This window comes from Candidatus Avoscillospira sp. LCP25S3_F1 (assembly GCF_052117125.1).
Classification (GTDB): domain Bacteria; phylum Bacillota; class Clostridia; order Oscillospirales; family Oscillospiraceae; genus Avoscillospira_A.
Genome location: NZ_JBQKJT010000002.1, coordinates 12,783 through 26,144 on the forward strand (window position 1 = coordinate 12,783; position 13,362 = coordinate 26,144).

General features: G+C 49.4%; 10 protein-coding genes. 2 read left to right on the forward strand and 8 right to left on the reverse strand.

What is annotated here, in order from left to right:
• Window positions 1-135: 135 nt before the first annotated feature.
• Both ACTQ33_RS01845 and ACTQ33_RS01850 read left to right on the forward strand, forming a co-directional pair.
• Window positions 136-981: a hypothetical protein gene (locus tag ACTQ33_RS01845; protein WP_441461640.1), complete on the forward strand. Its 846-nt coding sequence runs from the start codon at window positions 136-138 to the stop codon at window positions 979-981.
• A gap of 205 nt (window positions 982-1,186) precedes the next feature.
• On the forward strand, window positions 1,187-2,377 hold the full coding sequence (locus tag ACTQ33_RS01850; RefSeq protein WP_441461642.1) for an IS256 family transposase: 1,191 nt from the start codon (window positions 1,187-1,189) through the stop codon (window positions 2,375-2,377).
• A 389-nt stretch (window positions 2,378-2,766) separates the two neighbouring features.
• Here ACTQ33_RS01850 and ACTQ33_RS01855 read toward each other — a convergent pair whose 3' ends face one another.
• The 8 genes from ACTQ33_RS01855 to ACTQ33_RS01890 all read right to left on the reverse strand — a co-directional run bounded on the left by ACTQ33_RS01855 (window position 2,767) and on the right by ACTQ33_RS01890 (window position 13,291).
• Window positions 2,767-4,005 carry an IS256 family transposase gene (locus ACTQ33_RS01855; RefSeq protein WP_441461644.1) on the reverse strand — a complete coding sequence of 413 codons (1,239 nt, stop codon included), beginning with the start codon at window positions 4,003-4,005 and terminating at the stop codon, window positions 2,767-2,769.
• A gap of 196 nt (window positions 4,006-4,201) precedes the next feature.
• Window positions 4,202-4,993, reverse strand: a complete 792-nt coding sequence (locus tag ACTQ33_RS01860) for a PP2C family protein-serine/threonine phosphatase (RefSeq protein ID WP_441461645.1) — start codon at window positions 4,991-4,993, stop codon at window positions 4,202-4,204.
• The gene (locus ACTQ33_RS01865) at window positions 4,977-6,647 is read right to left on the reverse strand and encodes an RCC1 domain-containing protein (RefSeq protein ID WP_441461647.1); all 1,671 of its coding nucleotides are present in this window, start codon (window positions 6,645-6,647) and stop codon (window positions 4,977-4,979) included. The genes ACTQ33_RS01860 and ACTQ33_RS01865 overlap by 17 nt, the downstream gene beginning before the upstream one ends.
• A 214-nt stretch (window positions 6,648-6,861) precedes the next feature.
• On the reverse strand, window positions 6,862-9,555 hold the full coding sequence (locus tag ACTQ33_RS01870) for a protein kinase domain-containing protein (RefSeq protein ID WP_441461649.1): 2,694 nt from the start codon (window positions 9,553-9,555) through the stop codon (window positions 6,862-6,864).
• A gap of 358 nt (window positions 9,556-9,913) precedes the next feature.
• Entirely contained in the window at window positions 9,914-10,192 is a 279-nt protein-coding gene (locus ACTQ33_RS01875) for a DUF4176 domain-containing protein (RefSeq protein ID WP_441461651.1), read from the reverse strand.
• 36 nt (window positions 10,193-10,228) lie between these two features.
• Entirely contained in the window at window positions 10,229-11,242 is a 1,014-nt protein-coding gene (locus ACTQ33_RS01880; protein WP_441461653.1) for a hypothetical protein, read from the reverse strand.
• Entirely contained in the window at window positions 11,239-11,784 is a 546-nt protein-coding gene (locus tag ACTQ33_RS01885; protein WP_441461655.1) for a hypothetical protein, read from the reverse strand. Before ACTQ33_RS01885 ends, ACTQ33_RS01880 begins: the two co-directional genes overlap by 4 nt.
• Before the next feature lie 19 nt (window positions 11,785-11,803).
• Window positions 11,804-13,291 (reverse strand): FHA domain-containing protein, encoded by a 1,488-nt coding sequence (locus tag ACTQ33_RS01890; RefSeq protein ID WP_441461657.1) that lies wholly within the window; start codon window positions 13,289-13,291, stop codon window positions 11,804-11,806.
• Window positions 13,292-13,362: the final 71 nt, after the last annotated feature.

The following is a 13,362-nucleotide window of genomic DNA, read 5'->3' on the forward strand; positions in this document are numbered from 1 at the left end:
GTCTAAAAAAAATTTTTTAAATTTTTAAAACCAAAGGGATTTTAAAAAGCACTTTACTGGTGTACGCAGCTAGAATATCCGTCTGGTTCTCTGAGAGCCGGAAGATTTGTTTAAAGAAGGAAGATGGAGCACCATATGAAAAAGTTCAATACTAAAATATGCGGCATGATCGCGCTGATTGTTGTGGTCATCGGTGGTGGCGTCTGGCTCTGCAGCAGCCAGTCTGCTTCACCGGTCAGAGAAAAAACCGTCTCCACAGAGAAAGTGGAAGCAGTACAGGGGAAAGCAGAAGAACCCACGGCTGAATTGCTGTCAGTCAAAGATTCTGGTGAGAAAAACAATGCAGATACCGGCACAAAACTCCGCCCGCCGGTCATGCCAGAAACAGTTCAAAAACCGGAAATCAATATGAACTTTGATTTTGAAGCCATCTATGCAGATCTCCGTGAGAATCATCCTGACACAGCATCCGCAATGGGCGCGGCTATTTTATCTATCCCAGGTATTTTTGATAATGAGTCCGCTGCAGATCTGTTTGAGGAGTACTTAAGTAAAACGGGGCATGACATAGCCGCAGCACCAGGTCTGGTAGAGTATCTTCTCAAGCAGCAGTCCAGTGACAGCACCTCAACCACTACTACAACCACAGCATCCAGCCAACCCAGCACCAATACGAGCAGTGGCTCTTCAACCGGGGAGGTAGATCTTAGCGGAGGTTTTACCTATGAAGAATATGTACAAATGGTAAAGAATGGTCAAAAAGCAGGTTTAGATATGGGAGAAATGGTAACACGGGAAGAATTCGAAGAGAGCCAGAAAAATATGATACATGGAGATCCAACAGTCGACGCCTCCAATTCCTATGTAGATGAATGGACAAGTGGAGAGTTTGTGTTTGGTCCCAATGGCACTATACAAGTCATTTCGTCTGACAGCAATGAGGAAGACCATGCAGCCGACCGGCCATCTACTTGGACATAGCCATAGTGCAGATGTGAAAGGATGAATGGAAAGCAGCCACTTCCCAATCCGATATGTGGGTCAAATCCAGTGGAATACAAAATAAAACACAGAGCTCGTCATAAGATAAGGTAGAATAAGTTTCGCAAAAACAAAAAAGACATGGCTTGCAGATCTCTGGTAGAATGAAGTTGCGACACACCATTCTGAAAGGAGACAGCAAACCATGTCTGAAAAGATTGTACAGCTAAACGAGGAAGTTATCAAGGGGCAGCTCAAGGAACTTGTACGCGGAAGCGTAGAGGAAACGCTCAATGAGCTTCTGGAGGCCGAGGCGGAGAAGCTAACTCAGGCGGCCCGGTACGAGCGTAGCGAGCAGCGCCAAGGCTACCGCAGCGGCCACTACATCCGAAACCTCACCACCACTTCCGGGGAGGTCACTCTCAAGATGCCTAAGCTCAAGGGAATCTCCTTTGAAACTGCCATCATTGAACGATATCGCCGCCGAGAGAGCAGTGTGGAAGAGGCTCTCATTGAAATGTACCTGGCAGGCGTATCCGTCCGGCGTGTGGAGGACATCACCGAGGCCTTGTGGGGCAGCAAGGTATCTCCCTCCACCATCAGTGAGCTGAATAAAAAAGCGTATGTCCACATTGAAGACTGGCGGAACCGGCCCCTGCAAGGTGGGCGTTATCCGTATGTCTATGTGGATGGGATCTACCTGCGCCGAAACTGGGGTGGAGAGTTTGAAAATGTAGCAATTTTGGTGGCGATTGCAGTCAATGAGGATGGATACCGTGAGGTTTTAGGTGCTGCTGAGGGCATGAAAGAGGACAAGGCCAGCTGGGTCAGTTTCTTTCAATGGCTCCGTGGCCGAGGCTTGGACGGTGTGCAACTTATTGTTGGCGACAAGTGTCTCGGTATGCTGGAGGCCGTGGGTGAAGTGTTCCCAGAGGCCAAATACCAGGGCTGCACTGTCCACTTCTACCGCAATGTTTTCTCCGTAACGCCTCGCTCCAAGGTGAAGCTGGTAGCTAAGATGCTCAAGGCCATCCACGCTCAGGAGAGCAAGAAAGCTGCCCGAGAAAAAGCTAAGGCCGTAGTGGAGGAACTGCGCTCCATGAAACTGAAGGAGGCCGCCAAGAAGGTGGAGAATGGTATTGAGGAAACGTTGACCTACTGTGATTTACCCAGCGAACACTGGACCCGTATTCGTACCAACAACGTTATTGAGAGGCTAAACCGGGAGATCCGCCGCCGCACCCGTGTGGTTGGAAGCTTCCCGGACGGCAACTCTGCCCTCATGCTGGTCTGTGCCCGGCTGCGCCATGTGGCTGGCACCCAGTGGGGCAACAAGAAGTACATGAATATGAAGCATCTGGAGGCGACCCTTGAGGACACCTCCATTGCTGGCTGACTTCATTCATCCCAGAGCCTGCAGACCAAAGTGCGAAAAACTGTTGACACTACCCGTCATAACCTTCAAACATATCAAACATAACAGCGTATAGGGGACAATCCCAGCTCCGAGCTGATTCTCAGAGCTGGGATTGTTTCTTCATTTTATGTTACACGTCTCTGGTATCTCCTAGGTGGAGGGATAAAAGTATAGTTAGATTTTTACGTTTGCGGGTCAATCCCAAATTCTGTGTAAACTCCATTTATGGTGCGAATAGAGCAAAATTTATTCAGAGCGGCAGCAGGTTCATCTAACTGCCTCCTTTTCAACAACATAACGCTGGTGGAGGTGTATGTCAAGGGCGGTTGAGCCGTTCAGCGTGTCATTGACATCCGGCCCCGGCGGTGTTACTCGGGCATACGCTCGGCAAAATAGATGGCCATCTGAGCGTGGATCAGGCTCCAGTCCTGCCGCCGCCCAGTCCACTTTTTTGTAATGTCCATCATGGCCAGATACAGCATTTTCAGCAGGCTGTCATCGGTGGGAAAGACGGACTTGGCCTTGGTCACCTTGCGCAGCTGGCGGTTGAAACCCTCGATGGCATTGGTGGTGTAGATCAGTCTGCGAACCTCCTGGGGATACTTGAAATAGGTGCTGAGATTAGCCCAATTGGACCGCCAGGACTGAGAGATTTTCGGGTATTTCTTGTCCCAGCGCTCCCCAAAGGTGTCCAGAGCATCCAGGGCTGCCTGCTCGTCCACGGCGGCATAGACTGCCTTCAGATCGGCCATAAGGGCCTTCAGGTCCTTGTAGGACACATACTTGCTGGAATTGCGCAGCTGGTGGATAATGCAGTTCTGGATCTCAGCCTGTGGGAAGGTGGCGTGGATGGCCGCATCAAATCCCGTCAAATTGTCCGTACAGGCAATGAAAATATCCTCTACACCACGATTTTTCAGTCCATTGAGCACTGTTGCCCAGAACTTGGCGCTCTCATTTTCGCCAACCCACATCCCCAGGACGTCTTTCCGGCCATCCAGATTGACTCCAATGGCAATGTAAACTGCTTTCTTCACGATTTGGCCTTCGCTGCGGACATGATAGTGGATGGCATCCAGGAATACCACAGCATAGATGGATTCCAGGGGCCGCTGCTGCCACTCTTTGGCAATGGGCAAGATCTTGTCCGTGATCCGGCTGACCGTGCTGTCTGAGACGGAAATGCCATAGATGTCCTGGATATGGGCCTCAATGTCGCCAGTGGTCATACCCTTAGCGTACATAGACAGGATTTTCTCCTCTATGTCCTGGCTGATACTGGTCTGGTTCTTTTTCAGCACCTGGGGCTCAAATTCTCCCTTCCGGTCTCGGGGAATCGACACATCCACTTCGCCAAAGCTGGTACGCAGCCTCTTGCTGCTGTGGCCGTTACGGCTGTTGTCTGTGTCCTTGTTCTTGTAATCATATCTGCTGTAGCCCAGCTCGTCATCCAGCTCTGCCTCCAAGCCATTCTCCATGAATTCGGCAATGGTCTCCTTGAACAGATTTTGAATGTCATCCATACTGCCGATGTTTGCCATCTGCAGCAGCTCACGGATTTTTTCCCTACGGGCATTTTCTTCCGGGGTACGATTCTTTCTAGCCATATGTAAAACATCCTGTGTGGTGCTTCTATTCTACACCACACAGGATGTTTACACAAAACTTGGGATAGTCTCACGTTTGCCTTGGAATTCCGGGTCAATCCCAAATTCTCTGCACTGTTCACAGTTGCACAGCTTTGCCCTTGAATCCTCCACAAAATTTCTACTATTCTGCAATACCCACCAGCTTGGGAAAATTTCACTCTATGCAGGCATATCGAATCATCATTGCAGTGATGTTATCATGACTACCTGCGTTCAAAGCCTGCTGGACAAGGGACTGAACCATTTGCTCCAGCGTTCCGCCTTGTGCAAGTGTGTCTGCCAGTTTCTCATCAGATAACTTAGCTGTCAAGCCATCACTGCACAGGATGAGCACATCCTCTCTGGAAAATGGCCAACTGCATCGATATGGCTCCATACTGTACTCTTGCTCATCCATGCCCAAATATTGCGTTAATTGATTGTGCATGGCAGATTGCACTACAGTAAACCCCATTTCCTTCATGCTTTGCGCAACTGTATGATCTCGCGTCAGCTGAAGTAAAATCCCATTACTATAGAGGTATGCGCGACTGTCACCCATATTATATACTCGCAACCAATTGGCTGTAACAACAGCCGCTACAACTGTTGTGCCCATGGTTGTGCCTCGTCGCTTGGACTCTCGGCATATGGAACTGCTGATTTTTTCCAACAATCTCAGCATCTTTTCCTTATTCTGCGGTTGTTCCAGAAGGATTGGGATAGCCTCCGTCAGGCGTGCTACCGCTTGATAAGAAGCCAAACTCCCAAAGGATTCGCCTCCCATACCATCACAGACTGCATATACGCCTTCCAGTGCACGTTCCCCTTTTAGAAAAATATTCGCTTCTGTTACTTCTGGTTTGCGGATCTTGCCATTTAAGCAGAAGTTATCCTCATTTCGTATAGCAGATCCCATTGCGCAGCAAACTGCCGACTCTAACAAATAGTTAGCTGTTCCATTCATACTTCTCTACCAGACGGGCCACCATCAGCAGCGCCTGCTCACGGGTAATATAACTACCAGGATTAAAGCGATTACCCGTACCTTGCATGATTCCCTGTTTATATGCATACGAAACATATGGAGCTGCCCACAAATCAATTGCTGCCGCATCCTGATAAAAAGACACACTAACCCCCTGAGTCGGAATTGTTACATTTTCCAACTTACTGACCAATGTACACAGTAGTTTTGCTACTTCCTGACGAGTAATTCCAGCATCTGGAGCAAATGAGTTCTCTGAGCGTCCATTTAACAGTTTCAGTTGGTAAGCCTTGAGAATATCTTCCTCCATCATGTGGTTTTTAATGTCTTTGAACACTGTATCTTTGCTAGGCGTAGCAGTCGTATTCCGAACTTGCTCATAGATATTTACAACCAAATATGCAAATTCAGCTCTCGTCATATTATTTTGGTAATTACACCACAGCGTCGGCGGCAGAAATTCTATTTCATAAAGAGCAGAGATTTCTTCTTTTGACCAGCTGTTCAAACTGTCCAGCGTTTTGACAGCATATTTTTCCACCTCAAACGGCGAGTTAACACGCAGCGTTACCGCCCGCTGCGGTGCAGTCCCATTGGTATTTTTTCCGGTACCCAGCTGGCCGTCTCGATTCCGTCCCCAAGCGTAGACCTCTCCTCCCGTGGTAACCATCAAATTATGGTAAAGGCCCGATGCAATCTGCTCCACCTGCATCGTGCTGCTTGTAACACTGACTGGTTTGGTCTGCTGAATATTGGTACTATTATTACCTATCTGGCCGTATTCGCCATATCCCCAAGCATACACTTTTTGTTCCTCTGTCAATGCCATTGAGCACTCCTGGCCTGCCGAAACCTGCTGAACATTTTTTAAATTCACCACTTCCACCGGTTCACTTTGGTTGGTGGTAGTTCCATCGCCCAGCTGGCCATACGTATTAGCGCCCCAGGAATATACCTTTCCATCAAAATCCACTGCCAACGAATGCGAGTAACCAGCTGCGATATCGACAATATCATATAACCCTGGCACCATTTTAGGGGTGTTTTGTGTATTGGTATGTCCCAAGCCAAGCTGTCCTAAATCGTTGCGTCCCCAGCTCCATACACGTCCATCGCTAGCTAGCGCTAAATAATGACCACCTCCGGCACTGATTGCAACAATATTCCAAAGATCAGGCACTTGCGTAGCCGCTGTACTGCCAATCTCCCATTTCCATACCGTTCCATTATATTGCAAGCCCAGCAATGTCGTTTGGCCAGCAGCAATACTAGTGATATTTGTCATTCCGGGAATTCTTTGGGGCTCACAGGAACCATTGCCCCAAACTGAAACCGTACCATCATACAGCAAGGCAGCAGAGAAGTTGTAGCCAGCTGCTACAGATGAGGCCGTCAGTCCCTCTACTTTAACAGCTCTGGTCACGCTTTTTTCTTCTTCATTCCCCAACTGGCCGGAGCTGTTATCACCCCATGCCCACACGGAACCGTCATTTTTAACAGCCAAGGTGTGAGACATACCGCCTGAAAGAATCGAATACTCTGTGTCTACACCTGCTGCAAATACCGGCATAGCGGCCATTGCGCAAAGAACAGTCGCTAAACAAGCACATACGATTTTCCGAACCAATTTCATTCCCAACACACTCCCTCTTTTTCTTAGGACAACACCGCACCATTGTGCGGATACATCAATGAAACCAGTTAATCTCAACTGGAAGTTCAGCAATTTCCAGAATGCCAGAATATAAGATGTATTTCAGGTATTTCTAAACTACTACAGTTTGGAAAAATAGATTAAGCTAGGCACATACGCAATTGTGCGGTGTTTCCAAAAAATTTTTCTTCGTTCAGTTCACAGATACAGCACAGCTGGCACTCATGCCGCCGCAGGAAGCGGTAATAATTGTTGTGCCGCTGCTGACTGCGGTAACCAGACCGCCGCTGACTTGCGCAACGGATGGATTAGACGAACTCCAACTCACCTGCTTATTGGTAGCATTGGACGGTGATACCTGTGCCGTCAGCTGCAATACGCCTCCCATCTCCAGAATAGCGCTGCCTTGTGAAATACTGACTCCCGTTACCGCAACTACTGAAGGTGTGACTGGATTCTGTGTCTGTGTATTCTGCTGCGGTTTTGTTGTGCCTGATGGCTTTGTCTGATTAACAGACGTGGTAGGCTTGGCGGATTCCTTAGGTTTCTCCGTTGTTTGCTGTTCCTCAGGTTCTTCCACCACTTCCGGCCGTCCCAATACCTGCGGCACGAACTCTATCGGTGTCCAGTCCTCTACTGGCAAATTTGTGGCATCCAATGTAGACAGCGTTTTCAAACTACTGAGACATTCCAAATTTGTCACTGATGTATTGCTGATATTCAGATACACCAACTGTGTCAGCCCTGTCAATGGGGTCAAGTCCGACACAGTGTTTTGACGCAAATCCAGCTTTTGCAATTCTCGTAGATTTTCACAATTTAAAAATTCTAAATTGCTACATCCACAGTTGCCTACATTGAGTGCTTCCAGAGTTCCCATTTCTTTTGGGAAGTTCCATTGTTGCACCGTGTGCCCACTCAAATTCAAATAATTTAGGTTAGGAAAATATTTTAAATCCTCCAGTGTCACAACGGTAACCGGTGTTTCCAAGCTGGAAAAGTTCAATTCTGTTACTGCTTGTAGCTGATCCGCCGTAACAGTTCCAGGCTCCAGCAGCAGTACCGTTTCAATCGCACTTCCCAACGTTTCATCCACCCAAACGATGCTCGCTGGCTTCGGTTCCTCTGGAGGTTCCATATCTTCTGGTACCGGCTGTTCCTCTGGTATGTCTGTTTCCTGTTCAATTACTACAGGCTGCTTAACCTTCTGTATTTCGGTGTGTGGCGCCGGGTCTCTTTTGAGCAATATTCCCGCACCTATCCCCGACACAATAACAATCGCTACAGCGCCTATAATTATTGGCAACAAGAAAGCTTTTTGTTTGTGGGGCTGCTGCGATGCAACAGGTATAGTACGTGTCTCTTCCGTTTCTGCTGGAATTCTTGTATTCTGTTGCCCCGCTTTCTGTTTCTCCTGTTCTGCGTGTAGGGACAGAGCCACCCTTTCACTCTCTAATTCCCGCACTATCTGCTCCGAATGTAGAGGCAAATATGCTGTCTGCTCTTCTGCTTCCAGCTCTATCCGATTTGGATGCTGAGGCAGATATGCTGTCTGTTCCTCCGCTTCCGGTTCTATCCGCTCTGGATGCTGAGGCAGATATGCTGTCCGTTCCTCTGCTTCCGCTTCTATCTGCTCTGGATGCTGAGACAGATATGCTGTCTGTTCCTCTGCTTCCAGTTCTATCCGCTCTGGATGTTGAGGCAGATATGCTGTCTGTTCCTCTGCTTCCGGTTCTATCCGCTCTGGATGTTGAGGCAGATATGGCGAATATTCTTTCGCTCCAGATGGACTTTTAGCTGCACGAGATGCCAAACTCCCCTGCGCAATAGATGGTCTGCCATTTGCCCACCATCCTGAGCCAGCAGTTGGTTGCTCCATCCGGCTGCCTACACGGCTGCCACTGGTTTTTCCACCGGCGGACAAGCTCTCCAGCACCACGGTGTCTCCAACTCGCTGTGATAACTTTGACCGGTAAGCCGCCAATGCTTCCCCCATCTGCGCGGCCGTTTCCCAACGATCCTCCGGTCGATATGCGCAAGCCTTTAAAATAATTTTAGACAGCTGTCTGTCTGCCATAACCGGCGCCGGCAAAGGCGCTTTATTTTGCAATCTTATTTGTTGTGCATTTGCATTGCTTTCATAACTGACCGGCGTCGGGGGAAGTGGCAAAAAGGGAGCGCGATTGCAGTTTAACAGGCGATATAAGACCAACCCAAAAGAGTACAGATCAACCCGGTAGTCCCCTTCTTCACCATTGGCTACTTCTGGCGCCATATATCCAAAGGTTCCCTTTACCGACATACCACTAATGGTATGTTCCATACTTTTGGCAACGCCAAAATCTCCCAGCTTATAATCTCCTGCGCTGTTGACAAAAATATTTCCTGGTTTAATGTCACGGTGAAGAACTCGTTCTCTGCGCAATAACTCTAACGCCCGGCAAATGTCCTCACCCAATTTCAATACATCCCACAAGCGAATGGGCTGTTTTGCAATCTGCTCACTAAGACTTGTAAGCAGTTCCATTTTGATAAAAATATCATATCCTGGTTCATGTACCTTGGGTAAAATGGTATGCGCTTCATAAGATACAATATTTGTGTTGCCTTTGAGCCGATAATTTACATTGATCTCTGTGAGCAACGTATTGAGCACCTGTGTATAATACTCCTGCAGGCTGCTTTCATCACTGACGATACCTTCTGCATATAGACTTTCCTGTTCTCCCGGCTGGGACGGCAACGAAATATGTTTGACCGCCGCCAAATACTGATTCCCCAGTTCCGTCTTCTGCATCAGATACACTTTGCCGTAGGAGCCCTGCCCCAATAGACGTACTGTATTCCATTCTCCCCAAAGCGGTTCAAATTCCCGGATATCCGACATAGGGATTTTCACCGCCTCTCTCGTCATTGCTATATACTGCCCCGAACTCCCTGAACAGTTTCCTGTAATTCTCTGCAAAATCTCGTATTTATTGTACGATAAATTTTAGAAAAATGCAACTGCTGCTTTAGAGTTTCCGGTAGTATCAAGATTTTTTCACACTTTGATTTGCAGTTTCTGGAAGGAATGATATTCACCATCTCAAGGAAGAATTCCTTAATTGTCGTCTCCTGATACATTTTTCTTTTGGTTCCCCTACTGAAAATCTGCCATATTATTATATAATAAACCACCTATCGCTTTTATACTTACCATTGAGAAATCGGGGACCGCTGCTTTCGGCAACGGTCCCCAAGGATCACTCCGCTTTATTCTGATAGTATTGCGCCAGACGCTCTAAAAAGCCATTGCGCTCCTCATCTTGATACCCCAGAAAATAAATGGTCTCAATATTTTCATGGTTGAAGAGGTAATTGCCCACTTCGCCCATGTTGCCCTCGGGATACAGCACACCAATATAGTCGTACTCTATGCTGGTGTTTTGGTCTGTCTGCTTAATGCCGTAGATCATCAGCCGTTTACGGCCTTCCTTCAGCAACACTACACTGCCAATGGGCAGCAGTTCCTTGATTTCCATCTGCAATCACCTCATAAAAATAAGAAAATATAAATTTCAGTCAAACCAGCTGTTCCACAGCGATGCGCCCCATTCTCCTATGGCACATACGCCATCCGCGACCCACTCGCCAACATCCTGCCCGGTCAGTTCCTCGCAAACCTTATTGACACCCCAGACCACTATCACAGACGCTGCACCCACAGCCACAGCCGGGGCAGTAGTGATGACGCCAGCGGTAATCAGTCCGCTTGCCGCAGCCGTAACGCCTGCCGTAGCCACTGCGCCCATACCAATGTCCACACCGGTCTCCACAATAGTCTCAGTAACAATGCGGGCCTCTTTGCCCTCTTGCCCTTTGAATTCCTCGCAGTTCTCATAGGCGCTTCCCACCAGGCTGAGGAAGTATCCGCCCCATTTACACGCCACACTCAGCTTGCTGACCGGCACGGTGCTGGACTGTTTGATACCAGTGCCATATACAAATTCATTTTTAATGCTGCTTGCAAAGGCCTTGCCCGGTGAGCTGCCATCCACGCTGTTAAAGACATCCTCCAAGCCGAACAGCTCATTCACCCAGTCCGCCTTGGTCTTGCCGCTGAAATCCACATTGAGATTACCTAGGGATTTGAGTATATTTTGCCCCATATCCACCCAGGTGTCGTCTTTCCAGCCGGTAACAGGAGCCAAAATCGTTGAAACCAGAGGTCCCAGCACACCAGACTCTGCTATCAGATCTCTCAGCAGCCCCACCCATTCCGCAATCGTTTCTTCCTTGGCCACTTCCTCCGGCGTTTTGCCTTCTGCTATGGCCTGTTCATAGCGAAGATATGTCTGATGGACCTCTCTGAGCCCATTCTCCAGGTTTTTGAGATTTGTGTACTCCTGGTCGCATGCCTCCAGGATTCGGTCCATGACCCGGAACATCGCCTGGAACGCATCTCCCTGCAGGAAGCGGTCCGCTCGGATCTGCTGCAGCGATAATGCCGAGATCTTCAGGCTCCGCCGGTGCTCTCCCAGGGCATCCGCCACACCAGCGGCGGCCGCCCAGTTGATCCGAATGGTACTCACCCTCGATTCTCCTCCATTCTTAACTCGCTGAATAATTCAAATGTGTTCTCACAGCGCATGAGCACCAGCTTTTCCCGCTTACCCCGCCGGTAGTTCTCCGCAGCCCAGTAATCAATGAGCATCCGATCGGTGCAGTGCTGGCCCTGGCTGTTGTATACCTTCACCCATGCCAAACCTTTCAGTTCCGTTCCAAACTGTGTGTCATAGATCCAGCAGTCCATCACAGAAAAGGCGCCACTGCAAATCTGCTGGATCAGATACTTTTTCTGCCGGCGGCTTTTGTTCATGGCAAAAATCCCCAAGACCAACGGAACGCCAAAGATCAGCGCCATGATCTTGTCTCCCGTCGACTGATCAAATCCAATTGGCGGGACCAGTCGAAGCAACATGGTGGCCGCAATCACCGTACAAAAAGCTTGCCAGAAACCCACAATCCGCCGAACCCTGGACATTTCTCGTTTCATATATCGTCCGATCAGTTCCACTTCCCGGGTCGTAGGCTGACGATAACCTGTCAACGCCTCCTTTTTGACCTGTTCCACTGGGGCACTCTCCTTTTCATCAGATGTATTGGACCCGATAGCTTCTTTGGCCCAGTTTCAGTATAGCCTCAGCCGGCAGCGGCGTAGCCTCGGTGACACGAATACCATTGACATAAGTGCCATTAGTAGAGGGTTTTCCGTCCGGAGCGCCGTCCTGCACATAAAACAAACTGCCCTCAGCCATAACCATGCAGTGTACACCAGAAATATAGCGTTGATCCACCACGATCCGACATCGGCTGCGATCCTTGCCAATCAGCAGCCGGTCGTTGACAGAATACTCATAGACCTCTCCCGGGTCCTCCAGTCCTTGTAGGCGCAGCCGCACTGAATGGCCGCCAGTGAGCACTGCCGTAGGTTCCTCACGGTTTACGTCCCATGTAATATGACTGCCCACTATCTCCGTTCGGTCATAGTCTAGCTCAGGCTCTGCCGCCGCTGTAGCCGCCGCTACGGCTGCAGCCTGTTCTGCACGTCTCTTGCGCTGCCGCAGGAACATCACCACTCCAGCAGCAGCACACAAGATCAAACCGCCGCCGGCCCAGACCATCCAGGACAAAGGCTGCTCAGGAACAGGTTCTGGTTTGGGTTCAGGCTCCGGTTCCGGTTCCGGCTCCAGTGCTGATTCTGGTTCAGGCGTTATTGCCAAAAAAGGCATTGTCATTTCTACAGAGCTGTGAGTTTCTCCCCAAGACAGCCGCACCATCTGCTGGCTACCATCGCACAGATCTGCTGGCACGGGAATCTCCATCCGCTCCACCACTGCCACCGCATCGCGCAGCCCTTGCAGAATAGCCGTCACATCGGTGGACATCAGATAGCTGCCGCCACCGGACAATCTGGACAGCGCAAAGAGCTGCTTGAGCTCCTCCTCGTTTTCCTGGCCCTGGCACCCCACTGTATAGATTGGGAGCTGTGCCTGCCGGATCTTCTCCTCCAGCTCCTGATCCGTATAGCCTAAGACCTCATGATCCGTTCCATCGGAAAGGACCACAAGACGAGTAAAACATTGCAACTGCTCCTGCCATTGCAATGCGTCCTCTACCAGCTGATAGAGGGAGTTGGTACAGTAAGAATTTTGATTGTTGAACGTGATGGCATCCACTGCCGCCTTAATTTCGAGATAGTCATTGCTTTCCTGCACCAGATATTGTAGAGATTCGGCATAAGTAGCGATGGTAAAAATATCACCATCGCTGCGGGAGGCAGCCAGTTCTTCCAACAGCTCCACAATGGGCTGCCGGAATTCCGGCCGGATGGACAAGGAATTATCCAACAGCACAACCGTATGTATAGGGCCTGGCGGCTCCACCGTAAATTCCGGAATTTCTCGGCTTCCGATATAGACGTTCTGTACCGGTGTCTCCTGTTGTGGCAAATACAGCACCAGGGACTGCTCCACGGTGCAGGCGTTCAGCACCGCCGGCTCCTCGGTGGCCAGCGCCACGCCGCACAGCAGCCACAGGCAGCCAAAAACCTCTGCCAAACATTTTGCAAACTTATTCATCCGTCGCTCACCCTTTGTTCCGACCTTATACTGGGATTTTCCTCAGTTATGACCGGGAGGCGCCACATCCC